The following is a 17,806-nucleotide window of genomic DNA, read 5'->3' as shown; positions in this document are numbered from 1 at the left end:
ACTAACCCTTGTTGGTTGCTTCCTCAATGGTCGCAACCGTGGCCGCAACGACTTCATCCAGTGAATGATTGATATCAACCACCAGCACATCGGGCTCGTCAGCCCCAGGCTCTTGCAAGGTCTCAAACTGCGTCACCAGCATCTGGGGCTTAAAGAAGTGACCTTTACGTGCTTTCAGACGCGATTCGATGGTTTCGAAATCGCCCTTCAGATAGATGAATTTCAGGTTTTGGTTGCCCTGTCGCAGGATGTCGCGGTAGGACTTTTTCAGCGCCGAGCAGACGATAATCGAAATAGCCTGGGTGCGCTGCATGGCGAAGGCGGCATCATTCAGCGCCTGCAGCCACGGCTGGCGATCGTTATCATCCAGCGGATGACCGTCGGCCATTTTCATGATGTTGCTACGCGGATGCAGGAAATCGCCATCCAGAAATGCCGTGCTCAACTGATGAGAAACCTGATTAGCGACGGCAGACTTTCCGCTGCCGGAAACGCCCATCAGGATAAAGACGTGGTGCGATGGAGATGGCGTGGTCATGGTTTTGCGCTCCGGCAGGTTGCCTGCCAATGTTACCGATAACAAATTTGATTATCATTTTCGGAGCCCACTGCGGGACTGGCAACCCTTGTTAGGTGGAAAAGCACGAAAGTGTGAACTGACTCAAATAATCGCCAAAATCAGATGCTGCCACCTTCTGCAATTTCAAACCCGACATCCAGCGGCTCGGTCACGCTGCGGTCGCCGCCAATGCGCGCCAGCAGCATCGCAGCCGATTCGCGTCCCATGCGCTCACGCGGGGTCAGCACCGTGGCCAGGCGCGGCGTGACCACTTGGGTAATATCGTGGCCGTGGAATCCGGCAATCGCCATTTGCGCAGGTACGTTTAACCCCTGGCGCTGGCACTCAAACATCGCGCCGACTGCCAGGTCATCGTTGGTACAAAACAGGCTGTCGGTTTCGGGATAGCGTTTCTGCGCCTCGCATAGCAGCTGCGCACCGGCGCTGAAGGAGGAAGCATCTTCCATCATCACGCTGTGCGGCGTGAGCCCGGCTTCACGCATCGCCTTTTCGTAGCCCTGCTGTTTTTGCAGGGTACGCTCATCCAGACGTGCGCCGAGGTAAACGGTGTGGCGATGTCCTTTTTTCAGAATAGCATGCGTCATCTGCCGCGCCGCTTCGACGTTATCGAAGCCCACCGCCATATCGAGACACGGCGTGACTGAGTCCATCATCTCAATCACCGGAATACCCGCCACTTCCAGCATGCGCAGTGTGCCGGGCGTATGGGTGCGTTCGGTGAGGATGACGCCGTCGATGTTCCAGCCGAGCAGCGATCGCAGCTGTAGCTCTTCTTTGTCCGCGTTGTAGCCAAAGTGCGCCACCAGGGTTTGATAGCCGGCCTCATCGGTGACGGTTTCAATGCCGCGTAACACGTCGGCGAACACCTGGTTGGTGAGCGAAGGCAACAGTACGCCGATAGCGCGACTGGTCGCATTAGAGAGCATATCGGGGGCACGATTGGGGATATAACCGAGTTCATCCAGTGCGACGGCGATCTTATCGCGCAGCGCCGCAGAGACCTGATCGGGGTTTCGCAGGTAGCGACTGACGGTCATTTTTGTGATGCCGACGCGATCGGCAACGTCCTGTAGTACCGGCCTTTTCTTCTTCATCGTATGCGCCTGAGGTCAGAGATACGATGAGTCTATCATTTTTTTGTCAATTTCAGGCTTTGCGGAAAACCATGAATACCCGCTCTGATTTTGTGCACATCGGTACGCACCCAACGAAAAGTCGGCAAAAAATGCAAGGTCGCCATAGAGGGCAACCTTGCACGATTTATTGACAGGCTGTTACACCGGCGGCAGATCAAACAGCAGAATCTCTGCATCGCTGTCAGCGTTGATGGTCAGCGCGCTTTCATCCCAGATCGCCAGCGCATCACTGGTACCGACCTGTTCGCCATTCACGCTCACCAGACCTTTTACCACCTGAATCCACACACGACGACCCGCTTCGACAGTCACCGCGTCGGCTTCGCCCTTAGCAAACACCCAGCGCGACAGGGTCATGTCCTGGAACACTTTCAGCGATCCTTCACGCTCATCCGGGGACAGGACAAACTGGCGACCTTTCACATCCTCGAAGCGGCGCTGCGCATAGCGTGGCTCAATGCCTTTGCGCTCTGGAATGATCCAGATCTGATACAGATGCAGCGGATCTTTATCACTGGCGTTGTACTCTGAATGGCGCACGCCAGTACCGGCGCTCATGATCTGGAACTCACCTGCCGGGATCTGCTCTTTGTTGCCCATGCTGTCTTGATGTTCCACGGTGCCAGACAACACATAGGTCAGGATTTCCATGTCTTTATGCGGATGGGTACCAAAACCCTGGCCGCCATCAATCACGTCTTCATTGATAACGCGTAAGGCCGAGAAGCCCATAAAGTTGGCATCGTAATAATCGGCGAAAGAAAAGGTGTGCCAGCTATCGAGCCAACCGTGATTGGCGTGACCGCGTTCTTCTGCTTTGCGTAAGTAGATCATGTTCAATTCTCCTCAATGTTTTTTACAGTGTGTGCCTGAGAGAGATTGATTGATAGCTGAAAAACTTCACGCCTCTGTTCAAAAATGCTGAACGTTTTGGTGGTGATCGGACAATGAGGATGAAAGAGGCAAATAGCAGGCAAAAAAAAAGCCAGCACCCGAGCTGGCTAAGAAACACTGGAAGCAATGTGAGCAATGTCGTGCTTACCCGGTAGTCAGGAGACGTTCCCGGTCCGCATGACAATAATAATCATTATCATTCGCGTCTGTAAACCCCTTTTGAGAATTATTTTCGATTGACGACTTGCGAGAATTCCTTGATGTTAAAGGGGATTTTATTCACTTTGCACAAGGAGTCGCTTTATGAGTCAGATCGTCATTCGCCACGTAATCCCAGAAGATGCTGCTGCACTAACACGTCTCTACAGCCAACCGGAGACGCAGGCGAATACATTGCAACTGCCACACCAGTCACCCACGCTATGGCAGGAACGCCTTAGCAATCCACGTCCGGGTGTGCATATGCTAGTGGCAATGATTGACGATCAACTGGCTGGGCAAATCACGCTAGAAGTGCAATCTGTCGCACGACGTCGCCATGCCGCTACCTTTGGCATGGGCGTTGATCCCGCCTTTCACCGTCGCGGCGTAGGCTCGGCGCTGATGGCCGCGATGATTGACCTGTGTGACAACTGGCTACAAGTGACACGAATCGAGTTAACCGTGTTCGCTGATAACCATAAAGCGATGGGTCTTTATCAGAAGTTTGGCTTTGAGATCGAAGGGACGGCGAAGCGTTTTGCCATGCGCGACGGCGAGATGATTGATACGCACTACATGGCGCGATTGAAATAATTTGCGCGATGAATCGCGCCGCTACAACTCGTACTGAGGCGGTAGCGGCGCACTTTATTACGCTAAATTAATACCCGGCACTCAAATCATCCACCGAACGCGGATCCGAAGCACCATAGCGCATGCCATCCGGCCCAATCATAATGCTCTGCGTGCTGCCCATTGCGGGCATCACTTTCACATGCTGACCTTTAGCTTCCAGCAAACGCAACGTATCCGGGCTAAAGCCTTTCTCCACGCGTAGCTGATCCGGCAACCATTGATGGTGGAAACGCGGCGCATTGGTCGCTTCCGCCACGTTCATACCGAAATCGATACTGTTCACCACCATTTGCAACACAGTGGTGATAATACGGCTGCCACCAGGGCTACCTGTCACCAGCCAGGTTTTGCCGTCTTTGGCGATGATGGTCGGTGACATCGATGACAATGGACGTTTAGCCGGTTGCACCGCATTCGCTTCGCCACCCACCAAACCATACACGTTCGGCGTACCCGGTTTGGCGGAGAAGTCATCCATCTCGTTGTTCATCAGGATACCGCTCTGCCCGGCGACAATGCCGCTACCGAAATAGGTGTTCAGCGTGTAGGTCACGGCGACCGCATTACCGTCTTTATCCACCACCGAGAAGTGCGTAGTCTGGTTGCTTTCGTACGGCTCAAGCTTACCCGGTTTGATTTCGCTGGAAGGACGCGCTTTGTTGACGTCAATCTGCTGCGCCAGGGTTTTGGCGTAGGCTTTGCTGGTCAACGCCTGCTGCGGCACTTTGACGAAATCCGGATCGCCAAGGTATTCCGAACGATCGGCATAGGCGTATTTTTCCGCTTCCGCCATCACCTGCATAGCGTCCGCACTGCCAAAGCCCCACTTCGCCAGATCAAAGTTTTCGAGGATATTCAGGATCTGCACGATATGAATCCCACCTGAAGACGGTGGCGGCATTGAGAACACTTCATAGCCGCGATAGGTGCCGCTGACCGGTTTACGCTCTACCGCACGATAGGCGGCCAGATCCGGTTTGCCAATCAATCCGCCATGCTGTGCCATTTCTCCAGCGATCTCATCGGCAATTTTGCCTTTGTAGAACGCATCCGGCCCTTGTTGAGCAATCAGTTGCAGGCTGTGCGCGAGGTTTTTCTGCACCAGACGCTCACCTTTTTGATACGGCTTGCCGTCTGCCTTGTAGAAAATCGCCCGGCTGTTGTCGTGATTGATCAACGTCTCTTTGCCGTAGGTCGCCAAATCGTCCGCCAGCGCATCGTTAACGATGATGCCCTCACGCGCTAGCTTAATCGCCGGAGCCAGCAGTTTACTCAGCGGCAGCGTACCGTATTTTTGTGCCGCCAGCGCAAAACCAGCAACAGTGCCCGGTGTGCCCGAGGCTAAATGGGACGTGAGCGACAGTTTAGGGTCAGCATTACCCTGCTTATCGAGGAACATATCGCGTGAAGCACGCGCCGGCGCCATTTCACGAAAATCGATCGCCGTGGTGCGTCCCGAGGCGGTACGCAGCATCATAAAGCCACCACCGCCGAGATTACCGGCTTGTGGATGAGTGACGGCTAATGCGAAGCCCACTGCAACGGCCGCATCCACGGCATTACCGCCCTGCTTCAGAATATCGACGCCCACCTGGGTGGCTATCGCATCCACCGACGCCACCATACCGTGCTGCGCCTTCACCGGATGGAAGGTGTCACTGTCCACGCCGTATGACACCGGTGGCGCGCTAGCGGGCGCGGAAAACGCCCCCTGTACCACGGTAAAACTCATCAATAATGCCCAGCCAACCAGACGCACGCTGCCCTTTAGTCTCATTTGCGATCTTCCTTTGCGATTATTTACATTTGTTATTTTTTGATGCAAGTGTTTGCAAACACGATAAAAAGCGTAGCAGTAAGCCAAATTCGGCGCACTCCTGGTTCAGGACTTTGTGACATCGCATAAACTTATGACAGCAGCCTTGGTTGCCATATTGATGGCGACAGCACACAGCAGGCTGCATTAATGGAGGAAGACCATGAAAAAATGGCTAATCGTTATCGCTGCGTTGCTGCCGTTAAGCAGCATGGCAAATATGCTGAACAGCACAAATGACCCGAACAAGCCTGGCTATAACCCGAGCCAGCAGCGCATGCAGTCGCAAATGCAGACTCAGCAGCAACAACAACAGTTGAAGCTGAAACAGGATCAGCAGCAGCAGAATCAGGAGTTACAGCGGAAAATGCAGGAGCGAAGGGATAGCGCCCAGCAGCGCATGATTCAGCAACAGCCGGGCCAGCAGCAAAACCAGAATTAACGGAAGTCGGGACCGATAATGTCGATGCGGTCAGTACAGATGGCATCGACGCCCCAACTCAATAGCTCGCGCGCCCGCGCGGGCTGATTCACCGTGTACACCAGAATATGCAATCCGGCGGCTTTCAGCTGCGCGGTGCGTTCGGCATCCAGCAGTTTGTGATTGAGATGGATGGAGACGCAACCCAGTGCACTCGTCAGCGCCTGCCAGTCATCGTGCCACTCATCCAGCAATAATCCGCGTGGCAATTCAGGCGCCGCCTGCATCGCTGCTTCCAATGCTTCATAAGAGAAGGAAGAGAGTAGCGGCGCCGTTTGCCCCTGCCACAGTTCGCGCGCGGCCAACGCCACATCGCGTCCGGTTTCCACCTCTTTGCCGGTGGTCGGCTTGATCTCAACGTTCGCCATCATCTGATGCTGGCGGCAGCGATCGGCCACGTCACGCAGCAGTGCCAGCGGCTCGCCTTCATACTCACGGCTGTACCAACTGCCCGCATCCAGCTGCGATAGCTTACTCCATGAGAGATCGCCCGCCACACCCCAGCCGTTGCTGGTGCGATCCAGCGTATCGTCATGCAGCAGGAACACCTGTTTATCATCCGACAGCTTGGCATCAAACTCGATCATGGTATGACCGTACTGCGCGCCGACATCTATTGCCGCCAGCGTATTTTCCGGTGCCAGTTTACCGCCGCCGCGATGGGCGACGATCTGTGGGTATGGCCAATTTTCTACACTCATTCCAGACGCTTTCCATGGGTTGAATCGAAGAAGTGTAACGCATCTGGCGGCAGTTGCAGCCATAAGGTGCTGCCCGATTGCGGACGTTCACTGTGCGGCAAACGCACCACCAGACGGGTATTACCGATGCGGCCGTGCGCGAGATTATCCGCACCCAACATCTCCAGCGTATCGACCACTAATGGAATGCCGCCCGCTGCTTGCGAGCTGAGCACCAGATGCTCAGGACGGATGCCCAACGTAAGGGGACGATTCGCCCACTTCGCTTTGCTCTCGCCCAATGGCAAGCTATTAAGCGCATCGAGCGTAAAGCGCGTGCCGTCGCTGTTGATCTGGCCTGGCAGCAGGTTCATTGCCGGTGCACCGATAAACGACGCCACAAACTGGCTCGCCGGACGCTCATACACTTCCACCGGCGTGCCGACTTGCTCGACTACACCTTTGTTCATCACCATCACGCGCTGGGCCAACGTCATGGCTTCTACCTGATCGTGCGTCACATACAGACTGGTGGTTTTCAGGCGACGGTGCAGTTGTTGCAGCTCAAGACGCATCTGCACACGCAGGCGCGCATCGAGGTTCGACAGTGGCTCATCGAACAGGAACACCGCTGGTTCACGCACGATGGCGCGGCCCATTGCCACACGCTGGCGCTGTCCACCGGAAAGCTCACGCGGACGACGTGACAGCAGGTGATCCAATTCCAGACTGCGCGCGGCTTCCATTACGCGTTGATCGATCTGCTCTTTACCCATGCCGCGAATTTTCAGGCCATAGGCCATATTCTCACCCACGGTCATATGCGGGTAAAGCGCATAGTTCTGGAACACCATGGCGATGCCACGATCTTTCGGTTCCATGTTAGTGACTCGTTTGTCGTCGATGTAGATATCGCCGGAAGTCACACGTTCCAGGCCTGCCACCATGCGCAGCAGCGTCGACTTGCCGCAGCCGGAAGGGCCCACCATCACCATAAATTCGCCATCGTTGATGGTGATATTCAGTGGCTGAATGATCTGATTTTTGCCGTCATACGATTTGGTGACGGTCTGAAGGGTTACGCCTGCCATTTATTTATCACTCTCCACCAGGCCACGCACAAAGGCACGTTGCATCACGAGTACCACCACCACCGGTGGGATCAGGGTTAATAACATTGCCGCCATCACTTCGTTCCACTGCGTCGGCCCACCGCTGGTGTTGATCATACTTTTCACCCCGGCGACCGCCGTGCTGAGACTGGGATCGTTGATGATCAACAGCGGCCAGAGATACTGGTTCCAGCCGTAGATAAAGGTGATCACGAACAGCGCCGCGAGGTTGGTTTTGGACAGTGGCAAAACGATGTCCCAGAAGAAGCGCATCGGGCTGGCGCCATCAATGCGCGCCGCTTCAATCAGCTCATCCGGCAACGACATAAAGAACTGGCGGAACAGGAAGGTCGCAGTTGCTGAAGCCATGAGCGGCAGGGTTAAGCCACTGTAGCTGTCGAGCATGTGCAGGTTTGAAATCACTTCTACCGTCGGAAAGATACGCACTTCTACCGGCAGCATCAGGGTGATGAAGATCAGCCAGAAGAACAGCGAGCGCAACGGGAAACGGAACCACACCAGCGCAAACGCGGAGAGCATCGACACCGCGATTTTACCCACCGTGATGCCGAGCGCCATGATCAGGCTGTTGAGCATCATCATGCCAAAGGCCGGACCGCTGCCGTTGACGCCCTGGGTCCAGATGCGCGAAATGTTGTCCCACAAATGTGTGCCGGGCACTAAGGTCATCGGCACCTGATACACCGCTTCGTTATCCAGCGTGGCGGCGACTATCGCCACGTACAGTGGGAACAGAATGGTCAGGACACCGAGCACCAGCAGGGTATGGCTGAAGATGTCCAGCCCGCGTCGATTCTCAATCATTGGTATTGCACCTTACGCTCGACAAAGCGGAATTGCAGGATCGTCAGGCCAATCACCAGCAGCATCAGCACCACGGATTGCGCGGCAGAGGACGAGAGATCCAGACCGGTAAAGCCTTCGCGATAAATTTTGTAGATCAGCGTGGTAGTGGCCTGCACCGGACCGCCGCCGGTCGCGGCATCGATCACCGGGAAGGTGTCGAAGAAGGCATACACCAGGTTGACCACCAGCAGGAAGAAACTCACCGGGGTGATCAGCGGCAGTGACAGATTGAAGAAGCGACGCACCGGTCCAGCACCGTCTATCGCCGCCGCTTCCACCAGCGATTTGGGGATCGACTGCAGTGCGGCAAAGAAGAACAGGAAGTTGTAGCTCATCTGCTGCCAGATGGATGCCAGCACGATCAGGAACATCGCCTGACCGCTGTTTTGCGCGTAGTTCCAGTTATAGCCAATCTGGTTCAGCAGATGGCTGAACAGGCCGAGGCCAGGGTTGAACAGGAACATCCACAGCACGGCAGCGACCACCGGTGCAACGGCGTAAGGCAGCAGCAATAGCGTTTGGTACAGTTTTTTCAGACGCACCACGTAGTCGACCAGAGCCGCCAGCAGCAGCGAGAAGGTCATGCCGCACACCGTAACCAGTGCGCTGAATTCGATGGTGGTCCAGAAAGAGTCGAGGTAATAGCTGTCGCTGAACAGGCGTTTGAAGTTATCCAGCCCGACGAAGGTGCTGGAAATACCAAAGGGATCGATGCTTTGCAGCGAATACCACAGCGCTTCACCGGCCGGCCACAGGAAGAAAATAGCGGTAATCACCAGTTGTGGTGCCACCAGCAAATAGGGCAAAAAACGGGAGCGAAAAACAGGGCGTGATGAGGACATAGCAGACTCGCCAAAAGAGAAATCGGGGCTGACGCCATGCGCCAGCCCCGAGACAACGGAATTACTTCACTTGCTGTTCAAAACGACGCAGCAGTTCGTTTCCGCGCTTCACAGCGTTATCTAGTGCAGCTTGTGGCGCCTGTTTGCCCGTCCACACGCCTTCCAGCTCTTCGTCCACAATGGTACGAATCTGTGGCATGTTGCCCAGACGCATGCCTTTGGTGAACGGCAGTGGATCTTTGTTCAGCATCTGACGTGTGGCGATGTCTGCGCCTGGGTTCTTGTCATAGAAGCCCTGTTGCTTGGTCAGCTCATATGCAGCAGTGGTGATTGGCAGGTAACCGGTCTTCTGGTGCCATTCTGCGGCGATTTCTGGCTGAGCCAGGAACTTCATGAACTCGGCTACGCCCTTGTAGGTGTCGGCATCTTTGCCTTTCATCACCCACAGGCTCGCGCCGCCGATGATGGCGTTCTGCGGTGCGTTAGGCACAGTTGAGTCGTAAGGCATCATGCCAACGCCGAAGTTGAATTTCGCGTAATGCTTGATATCCGCCAGTGAACCGGAAGAAGCCGTGGTGATGCCGCAGTCGCCGTTATAGAACTTCGCGGTGGATTCATCTTTACGACCGAAGTAGGTGAAATCACCCTTCTTGTTCATGTCTTCCAGCATCTGGATGTGGCGCACCTGAACCGGCTTGTTGAATTCCAATACCGCATCGGTACCGTCAAAGCCGTTGTTTTTGGTGGCAACCGGCAGTGCATGCCAGGCGCTGAAGTTTTCGATTTGAATCCAACCCTGCCAGCCGCTGGCGTAACCACAAGTCATGCCCGCTTTACGCAGTGCGTCGGCGTCTTTTGCCAGTTCCTGCCAGGTTTTAGGCGGCTGGTCTGGGTTCAGACCGGCTTTCTTGAAGGCATCTTTGTTGTAGTACAGCACTGGGGTTGAGCTGTTGAACGGCTGAGAGATCAGCTGGCCATTGCTGTCGCTGTAATAACCTGCAACCGCTGGCACGAACTGTTTTGGATCCATCTGCACGCCCGCGTCTTTAAACACGTCATGCACAGGCACGATAGCTTTTGAAGCCATCATGGTCGCCGTACCCACTTCGTAAACCTGCAGAATCGCCGGTGCTTTACCGGTACGCACAGCAGCGATACCCGCTGCCAGGCTCTGCTCGTAGTTACCTTTGTAAGTCGGTACGATTTTGTATTCTGGGTGAGCCTGGTTAAAACGTTGTGCCAGAGAATCGACTTCTTTGCCTAACTCGCCTTCCATTGAGTGCCAGAAAGGAATGTCAGTGGCAGCCAGCGCGTTACCACTGAGCGCCAGACCAAGCAAAACACTCATCAGGCGGGGACGAAGCGTAAAAGCGGACATAAGTTTTTTCCTGTGCTGTTAGGTACGCGCGATATCACGCATTTTTTTGTTCGCGAAGTAACATGACACGGGGAAATGACGGATTAATAACAGGTTTATGACGGGAATGTGACGGAGATTGCGCGTATTAGAAAGTTTAAAGTGGCACAAGTTATCTCAAACTTGAGCCACTGTTTAGACCGCCAGCGTTGCAGTCAGACCGCACCTTCTATCAGACCGTCGGCGGCGCAGCCAGATTGCGGGCGGACAGCGCGCAGCCACCGGAACGTACACGTAGTACGTGAGGATAGCGAGCACTGCCCAACCGCAAGCTGGCAAGTAAGCCAGGTCAGGCACCGAGGTAAGCGCTGCGTACCGCTTCGTTGGACAGCAACGCTTCACCACTGTCTTCCAGCACCACATGACCGTTCTCCAGCACGTAGCCGCGATCGGCGAGCTTCAGCGCCTGGTTGGCGTTTTGCTCCACCAGGAAAATGGTCATGCCCTCTTTACGCAACTGTTCAATCGTATCGAAAATCTGCTGAATAATAATCGGTGCTAAACCTAAAGAAGGTTCGTCGAGTAACAGCAAACGCGGCTGACTCATTAGCGCACGACCGATCGCCAGCATCTGCTGTTCACCACCGGACATGGTGCCCGCGCGCTGCACTTTACGTTCAGCCAGACGCGGGAACAGCTGATAAACCCGCTCAATGCGCTCCTGATACTGCTGGCGCGTGGCAAAGAAACCGCCCATCGCCAGGTTCTCTTCCACCGTCATCCGGGAAAACACGCGGCGGCCTTCCGGCACAATCGCAATCGCTTCACGCATGATTTTGGCGGTTTGCCAGTCGGTGATCTCTTTGCCGTCGAAGATAATAGTGCCACTGGTGGCACGCGGTTCACCGCACAGGGTGCCGAGCAACGTGGTTTTACCTGCGCCGTTAGCCCCAATCAGGGTGACAATTTCACCCTGACTGATGTGCAGGTTGATGTTGTGCAGTGCCTGAATCGGGCCGTAATGGGCACTCACCCCTTGCAACGTTAAAATTGGGTTTGCCATATTACGCCTCACCTAAATAAGCACGGATCACATCCGGATTGTTACGCACTTCTTCCGGCGTACCGTTAGCCAGCGGTGTGCCCTGGTTCACCACATAAATGCGGTCAGAAATGCCCATCACCAGCTTCATATCGTGTTCGATTAACAGTACCGAGACCTTATGCTCACCGCGCAGTTCGGCAATCAGTTCGTCCAGTTCGTGGGTTTCGCGTGGGTTAAGTCCTGCGGCAGGCTCATCCAGCATCAGGATTTCCGGACGCGTCACCATGCAGCGCGCAATCTCCAGACGACGCTGCTGGCCGTAAGCGAGGTTGCCCGCCTGGCGATTGGCCAGCTCCAGCAGGCCGATGCGATCCAGCCAGGTGGCAGCACGATCCAACGCTTCACTCTCCCCGCGACGGAACGCCGGGGTTTTGAACAGGCCGGAGAACACGCCACTTTTCAGATGCTGATGCTGCGCGACCAGCAGGTTTTCAATCACCGTCATCTCACGGAACAGTCGCACGTGCTGGAAAGTACGCACGATGCCCATACGCGCAATCTTCTGGCCTGGCTGGCCCTGCAACTCCTGATCGCGCAGTTTGATGGTACCGCCGGTCGGCTTGTAAAAACCGGTCAGGCAGTTGAACACCGTGGTTTTACCGGCACCGTTCGGCCCGATCAGTGACACGATTTCCTGGGGATGCAGTTCCAGCGCCACATTGTTGACGGCCAACAGCCCGCCAAAGCGCATCATCAAGCCTTCAACGGCTAACAAAGGCTGACTCATGCCTGCTCTCCTTGTTTACTGCTTTTCAACTTCAGGTGTGGACGTTTCATCGGCAACAATCCTTGCGGACGCCAAATCATCATCAGCACCATCAAACCACCCAGCACCAGCATGCTGTACTCGTTCAGATCACGCATCAATTCGCGCGACACCACCAGCAGCACGGCCGCGAGGATCACCGCAAACTGCGAACCCATGCCGCCCAGTACCACAATCGCCAGCACAAAGGCTGATTCGACGAAGGTGAAGGATTCCGGGCTAACAAAACCCTGACGTGCGGCAAACAGCGTGCCAGCAAAACCGGCGAACACGGCGCTGATGGTGAAAGCGGTCAGCTTGATGCGTGTTGGGCTGAGTCCCAATGAACGACAGGCGATCTCATCTTCACGCAGCGCTTCCCACGCGCGACCCAATGGCATACGCAGCAAACGGTTAATCACGAACAAGGTCAGCACCACCAGCAGCAGCGCCACCAGATAGAGGAAGATGACACGATGATTCGGATCGTACTGCAGGCCCGTTAGCTCATGGAAAGTAGTCCAGCCGCCTTCACTGACACGACGTCCAAACTCAATGCCAAACAGGCTTGGTTTAGGAATCTGCGCGATACCGTTTGGACCGCCGGTAATAGAAGTGCTGTTGAGCAGCAGAATACGCACGATTTCACCGAAGCCGAGCGTCACAATCGCCAGATAGTCACCGCGCAGGCGCAGTACCGGGAAGCCGAGCATCAGGCCAAACGCACCTGCGACAATCCCCGCCAGCGGCAGGCTTTCCCAGAAACCAAAACCGTAATAGTGATTGAGCAGCGCGAAGGTGTAAGCGCCGATGGCATAGAAACCACCGTAGCCCAGCACCAGCAGACCAGACAGGCCGACCACCACGTTGAGGCCGAGACCGAGCATCACGTAGATCAGCGTTAATGTGGCGATATCGACACTGCCGCGCGACACCAGAAACGGCCACAGCACCGCAGCAGCAATCAACAGCGCCATCACCAGCTTTTGCTTTGGCGTCGAACCATCGAAGCCCGGCAGCACAAAGCCTTTACCGCTGCGTTTTAACTTGCCATGGAACACCGGGCGCAGCAGCTGGAAGACAAAAACCACCGCACAGCCGATGAAAATCCAGTTCCAGCGCGCCGCGCCAGCGTTAGCCACCACCAGTTTGGTGCCATCAAGATCAAGACGGACGCCCATAAAGAAAGTGGCGAGAATCAGTAACATCACCGTTGAAATCACGGCGTTGACCAGACCGAGGCGTTTCATACTTTCTCTACCTCCGGACGGCCCAGAATGCCGGTCGGCATCACCAGCAGCACTACAATCAGCAGTGCGAATGACACCACATCTTTGTATTCGGTCGACAGATACGCCGAGGTCAGCGCTTCAGCGATACCGAGCACCAGACCACCAATCATCGCGCCCGGAATACTGCCGATGCCGCCCAGTACCGCAGCGGTAAACGCCTTCATCCCGGCCATAAAGCCGATGAACGGGTTGATCGAGCCATAAAACTGGCCCAGCAGCACGCCCGCCACCGCCGCCATCGCCGCACCAATAATGAAGGTCAGTGAAATCACGCGGTCAGTATTAATCCCCAGCAGACTGGCCATTTTCAGGTCTTCCGCACAGGCGCGGCAGGCGCGGCCCATACGTGAATAACGAATAAACAGCGTCAGGGCCAGCATCGACAGGAAGGTCACGACCCAAATCACCAGCTGCATGGTGGAGAGCGTGGCAGCAAAGCCGTTGCTCTCGCCCAGCGTCCACTGGCCGGTAATCAGGCTTGGCAACGCCAGATCGCGCGAACCTTGCGTCAGACTGACGTAGTTCTGCAGAAAGATCGACATCCCAATAGCCGAAATCAGCGCGATCAAGCGCTTAGAGGAGCGCACGGGTTTATACGCCACGCGCTCAATGCTCCAGCCGTAGGCGCTGGAGATGATCACCGCCATCACGAACCCGGCGGCAATCATCAGCCACGTGGTATCGATACCCATCATCATCAGGGCGGCAATCACAATAAAGGAGACATAACTGCCGATCATATACACCTCGCCATGGGCGAAGTTGATCATGCCGATGATGCCGTAAACCATGGTGTAACCAATGGCGATCAGCGCGTAAGTGCTCCCGAGGGTGACCCCGTTGAACATCTGCTGAATGAAATAGAGAAACTGCTCGGACATAGTGAGGACCTGCATGTGGACTAAAAATCCCCTCTCCCTTTTGGCAGAGGGTTAGGGTGAGGGAACAGGCGCGCGGGATCCCATCAAGACGGTACGCGCTGTCCCTCCCCCAGCCCTCTCCGGCAAAAGAGAGGGCCAATCTATTTAAGCTTGGGAATTACTTAACAGCGGTAGAGGAACCGTCTTTGTGCCATTTGAAGACACCAAATTCGAAGCCCTTCAGGTCGCCTTTCTGATCCCAGTTCAGGTTGCCCATCACCGTTGGAACCGCTGCGCCCTCTTTCAGGTTTTTAGCAATGGCATCTGGCTCAGCGCTCTTGCTACGTTCAATACCGGCCACCAGCGACTGAATGGCCGCATAGGTGGTCCAGACGAACGGACCGGTTGGATCTTTACGGTTAGACGCGGTATTAGCTTTGATGGCTTCAACAATCGCCTTGTTCTCTGGCAACTGGTCATAACGTTTCGGCAAGGTGACGTACAGGCCTTCAGATGCATCACCGGCGATGTTAGACAGTGAGGCGTTGCCTACACCTTCTGGACCCATGAAGCCAGCAGTCAGACCGGCTGCTTTTGCCTGACGCAGAATCTGGCCCAGCTCTGGGTAGTAGCCACCGTAGTAAACGAAATCGACGTTTTCTTTCTTCAGACGCGCAATCAGCGTAGAGAAATCTTTATCGCCCGCGGTGATACCTTCGAACAGCACCACATTGCCGCCTTTGGCTTTCAGGGTTTTCTGCACCGATTCGGCCAGTCCCTGACCGTACTGCTGCTTGTCATGCACCACAGCGATACGTTTTGGTTTGATCTCATTGAGAATGTAAGTTGCAGCGGTTGGACCCTGATCGGAATCCAGACCGGTAGTACGCAGCACATCCGCATAGCCACGCGCGGTCAGCTCTGGTGCGGTTGCCGCTGGGGTGATCATCAGAATGCCTTCATCGTTATAGATGTCGGAAGCAGGCTGAGTAGAAGAGGAGCACAGGTGGCCGATCACATACTTGATGCCGTCGTTAACCACTTTGTTGGCCACTGCAACCGCTTGTTTCGGGTCACAGGCGTCGTCATATTCCACGCCAACCAGTTTGTCACCGTTCACGCCACCTTTGGCGTTGATGTCCTTAATGGCTTGCGCTGCACCGGTGAACTGCATATCACCGTATTGTGCAACCGGACCAGTTGCTGCGCCAACGATGGCAATCTTGATATCTTTCGCCAGTGCCGCGTGGCTCAGCGCCAGCGCAACGCAACCCGCCAGTAATGCGCGTCCTTTACTCATTTTCATGCGAACTTCCCCATCTGTTGTGTCGTGTGTCGTTGTGTTTGGTTTATTTTCTGCCAGTCAAAGAGGAAAACTGATTCAAGAATAATGAGTTAGCGCTCTTTTCTGGCATTTATTGGTAATAAGGCTTTATTTTTCAGGTTATTAAACAGGAACTTTCTTCTGTAAATCAACTGACATATTCAGTATTAGTCGCGTTGCACAGCAGAATCATCTGGTTTTTATGGCCGGTTTTTAGCCAAAATGCCAGCGCGTTATGCTGGCTTTTTCAGCTAACATTGATGGCTTCCTCCACAATCCTGGCAAAGTGGCTGGCATTTGACCTATTTTCATCGCAAAAAAGTGACAGCACGCTGACTGTCTAAATTCGCTACACTATGGCCTTTCTGGCAGTACAGGTAAGGGTAATGAAGCTCACTATTCAGCGAATCACCGCACTCACGCCGCAGGATCGGTTGGATTTAGCTAAAGTCTGGTCGCAGATCGATATTTCGCAACTTGAGGCTGCATTAAGCGAGACGCAGCGCTTGTATGCGGCAAGGTTTAACGATCGTCTGTTGGGCGGGTTGCAGCTGGAGATTTGTGGCACGCAGGGGAAGATTTCACACCTCACCGTGCGCGAAGTGACGCGCCGCCGTGGAGTCGGGCAATATTTGCTGGAAGAGACTATCGCGCAGAATAGCGCGCTGGCAGATTGGTGGGTAGCCGATGACGGCGACGACGATCAGAGTGTGCGCGCGGCCTTTATGCAGGCCTGTGGTTTTCGCGCGCAGGCCGATGGCTGGGTGCGCTAATTATTGCGGACACGTAACGGCGCGATTTATCGCGCTGTCCTGAAGCGCCAGGGTTGGTGACTGATGCGCAATACATTGCGCGGCTACGGACTGCGGGCAAATAAAAAGGGCGACTATAAAGTCGCCCCGTTTTTCACCCGATGGTTATCAGGCTTCAATCGCCATACGCAGTTTCTTCATGGCGTTCTTTTCCAGCTGACGCACACGCTCTGCAGAGACGCCATATTTGTCGGCCAACTCCTGCAAAGTGGTTTTATTCTCATCATCCAGCCAACGGGCGCGGATGATGTGCTGGCTGCGCTCATCAAGGCTCAGCATGGCATCGCTCAGCTTATCAGCAGCGTGCGCATCCCAGTTATCCTCTTCAATGCCGTCGGCAAAGTCTGAGGTTTTATCCTGCAGATAGAGTACCGGTGCCATCGGCTTACCTTCGCCAGCTTCGTCATCCGAAGACATGTCGAAAGTCATATCCTGCGCGGCCATACGAGATTCCATCTCGAGGACATCTTTGCTGCTCACGCCCAACTCGCGCGCAACCATCTCCACTTCATCCTGATTAAACCAACCAAGACGCTGTTTGCTTTTACGCAGATTAAAGAACAGCTTGCGCTGGGCTTTCGTGGTCGCGACTTTCACAATACGCCAGTTACGCAGCACGTATTCGTGAATCTCTGCTTTGATCCAGTGCACGGCAAATGACACCAGACGCACGCCAACTTCAGGGTTGAAGCGACGCACCGCCTTCATCAGGCCTATGTTACCTTCCTGAATCAGGTCCGCCTGTGGCAGGCCGTAACCGGAGTAGTTACGAGCAATATGAACAACAAAGCGCAGGTGAGACAGGATCAGCGTCTTAGCTGCATCCAGATCGCCCTGGTAATGCAGTTTCTCCGCTAATGCCTTCTCCTCTTCTGCCGTTAATACCGGCCAGTTGTTGGCAGCCCGGACATAAGATTCCAGGTTACCCAGAGGCGCAATCGCTAAAGTTTGCATTTCTTTGGTCATTCAAACCCTCACAAATTCAATGGACTTGCTGCGCGGTATTTTGCGCAGACGTTACATTATGTCAACGTCGCGAAAAAACCAAAAGCAATCTGTGCTACTT

18 protein-coding genes are annotated in these 17,806 nt (G+C 54.7%); 3 read left to right on the top strand and 15 right to left on the bottom strand.

Going from position 1 to position 17,806, the window contains the following annotated elements; genetic code table 11:
- Position 1: 1 nt before the first annotated feature.
- From gntK to CRO33_RS16850, 3 genes are all read right to left on the bottom strand, one after another.
- Entirely contained in the window at positions 2-538 is a 537-nt protein-coding gene (gene gntK, locus CRO33_RS16860; protein ID WP_034826988.1) for a gluconokinase, read from the bottom strand.
- A 140-nt stretch (positions 539-678) separates the two neighbouring features.
- Entirely contained in the window at positions 679-1,674 is a 996-nt protein-coding gene (gntR, locus tag CRO33_RS16855) for a gluconate operon transcriptional repressor GntR (RefSeq protein WP_097118929.1), read from the bottom strand.
- 180 nt (positions 1,675-1,854) lie between these two features.
- Positions 1,855-2,550: a pirin family protein gene (locus CRO33_RS16850; RefSeq protein WP_097118928.1), complete on the bottom strand. Its 696-nt coding sequence runs from the start codon at positions 2,548-2,550 to the stop codon at positions 1,855-1,857.
- Between the two features lie 363 nt (positions 2,551-2,913).
- On the opposite strand from CRO33_RS16850, the gene CRO33_RS16845 reads away from it, so the two are divergent.
- Entirely contained in the window at positions 2,914-3,405 is a 492-nt protein-coding gene (locus CRO33_RS16845) for a GNAT family N-acetyltransferase (RefSeq protein WP_058960055.1), read from the top strand.
- A 67-nt stretch (positions 3,406-3,472) separates the two neighbouring features.
- Here CRO33_RS16845 and ggt read toward each other — a convergent pair whose 3' ends face one another.
- On the bottom strand, positions 3,473-5,224 hold the full coding sequence (ggt, locus tag CRO33_RS16840; RefSeq protein ID WP_097118927.1) for a gamma-glutamyltransferase: 1,752 nt from the start codon (positions 5,222-5,224) through the stop codon (positions 3,473-3,475).
- 202 nt (positions 5,225-5,426) lie between these two features.
- On the opposite strand from ggt, the gene CRO33_RS16835 reads away from it, so the two are divergent.
- Positions 5,427-5,705 carry a DUF2756 domain-containing protein gene (locus tag CRO33_RS16835; RefSeq protein ID WP_097118926.1) on the top strand — a complete coding sequence of 93 codons (279 nt, stop codon included), beginning with the start codon at positions 5,427-5,429 and terminating at the stop codon, positions 5,703-5,705.
- Here CRO33_RS16835 and ugpQ read toward each other — a convergent pair.
- The 10 genes from ugpQ to CRO33_RS16785 all read right to left on the bottom strand — a co-directional run bounded on the left by ugpQ (position 5,702) and on the right by CRO33_RS16785 (position 15,910).
- Entirely contained in the window at positions 5,702-6,445 is a 744-nt protein-coding gene (gene ugpQ / locus CRO33_RS16830; protein WP_097118925.1) for a glycerophosphodiester phosphodiesterase, read from the bottom strand. The two genes, CRO33_RS16835 and ugpQ, sit on opposite strands and share 4 nt — an antisense overlap.
- The gene (locus tag CRO33_RS16825) at positions 6,442-7,515 is read right to left on the bottom strand and encodes a sn-glycerol-3-phosphate import ATP-binding protein UgpC (protein WP_058960051.1); all 1,074 of its coding nucleotides are present in this window, start codon (positions 7,513-7,515) and stop codon (positions 6,442-6,444) included. Before CRO33_RS16825 ends, ugpQ begins: the two co-directional genes overlap by 4 nt.
- Complete coding sequence (gene ugpE / locus CRO33_RS16820) at positions 7,516-8,361, bottom strand: sn-glycerol-3-phosphate ABC transporter permease UgpE (RefSeq protein ID WP_034827014.1); 846 nt, start codon at positions 8,359-8,361, stop codon at positions 7,516-7,518.
- Positions 8,358-9,245 carry a sn-glycerol-3-phosphate ABC transporter permease UgpA gene (gene ugpA / locus CRO33_RS16815; RefSeq protein ID WP_034827026.1) on the bottom strand — a complete coding sequence of 296 codons (888 nt, stop codon included), beginning with the start codon at positions 9,243-9,245 and terminating at the stop codon, positions 8,358-8,360. Before ugpA ends, ugpE begins: the two co-directional genes overlap by 4 nt.
- 61 nt (positions 9,246-9,306) lie before the next feature.
- Positions 9,307-10,623 carry a sn-glycerol-3-phosphate ABC transporter substrate-binding protein UgpB gene (gene ugpB, locus CRO33_RS16810; RefSeq protein ID WP_034827028.1) on the bottom strand — a complete coding sequence of 439 codons (1,317 nt, stop codon included), beginning with the start codon at positions 10,621-10,623 and terminating at the stop codon, positions 9,307-9,309.
- Positions 10,624-10,951: 328 nt separating this feature from the next.
- Positions 10,952-11,665 (bottom strand): high-affinity branched-chain amino acid ABC transporter ATP-binding protein LivF, encoded by a 714-nt coding sequence (gene livF / locus CRO33_RS16805; protein ID WP_034827030.1) that lies wholly within the window; start codon positions 11,663-11,665, stop codon positions 10,952-10,954.
- Position 11,666: 1 nt separating this feature from the next.
- The gene (gene livG, locus CRO33_RS16800; protein ID WP_034827032.1) at positions 11,667-12,434 is read right to left on the bottom strand and encodes a high-affinity branched-chain amino acid ABC transporter ATP-binding protein LivG; all 768 of its coding nucleotides are present in this window, start codon (positions 12,432-12,434) and stop codon (positions 11,667-11,669) included.
- Positions 12,431-13,702, bottom strand: coding sequence for a high-affinity branched-chain amino acid ABC transporter permease LivM (locus CRO33_RS16795; protein WP_097118924.1), 1,272 nt, complete (start codon positions 13,700-13,702; stop codon positions 12,431-12,433). The genes livG and CRO33_RS16795 overlap by 4 nt, the downstream gene beginning before the upstream one ends.
- Complete coding sequence (gene livH / locus CRO33_RS16790) at positions 13,699-14,625, bottom strand: high-affinity branched-chain amino acid ABC transporter permease LivH (RefSeq protein WP_034827036.1); 927 nt, start codon at positions 14,623-14,625, stop codon at positions 13,699-13,701. The genes CRO33_RS16795 and livH overlap by 4 nt, the downstream gene beginning before the upstream one ends.
- Positions 14,626-14,782: 157 nt before the next feature.
- Positions 14,783-15,910, bottom strand: coding sequence for a branched-chain amino acid ABC transporter substrate-binding protein (locus CRO33_RS16785; protein WP_045815772.1), 1,128 nt, complete (start codon positions 15,908-15,910; stop codon positions 14,783-14,785).
- 404 nt (positions 15,911-16,314) lie between these two features.
- Here CRO33_RS16785 and panM point away from each other — a divergent pair, with 404 nt between their 5' ends.
- Positions 16,315-16,701, top strand: a complete 387-nt coding sequence (panM, locus tag CRO33_RS16780) for an aspartate 1-decarboxylase autocleavage activator PanM (protein WP_097118923.1) — start codon at positions 16,315-16,317, stop codon at positions 16,699-16,701.
- Positions 16,702-16,848: 147 nt separating this feature from the next.
- Here the strand turns inward: panM and rpoH are convergent, their stop codons facing one another.
- Positions 16,849-17,706, bottom strand: a complete 858-nt coding sequence (rpoH, locus tag CRO33_RS16775; RefSeq protein WP_034827057.1) for an RNA polymerase sigma factor RpoH — start codon at positions 17,704-17,706, stop codon at positions 16,849-16,851.
- Positions 17,707-17,806 lie beyond the last annotated feature (100 nt).

The organism is Pantoea sp. GL120224-02 (genome assembly GCF_900215395.1).
GTDB classification, from domain to species: domain Bacteria; phylum Pseudomonadota; class Gammaproteobacteria; order Enterobacterales; family Enterobacteriaceae; genus Pantoea; species Pantoea communis.
Note: the sequence above shows the minus strand (reverse complement) of the source record. Positions and strands in the feature narration are given on the sequence as shown.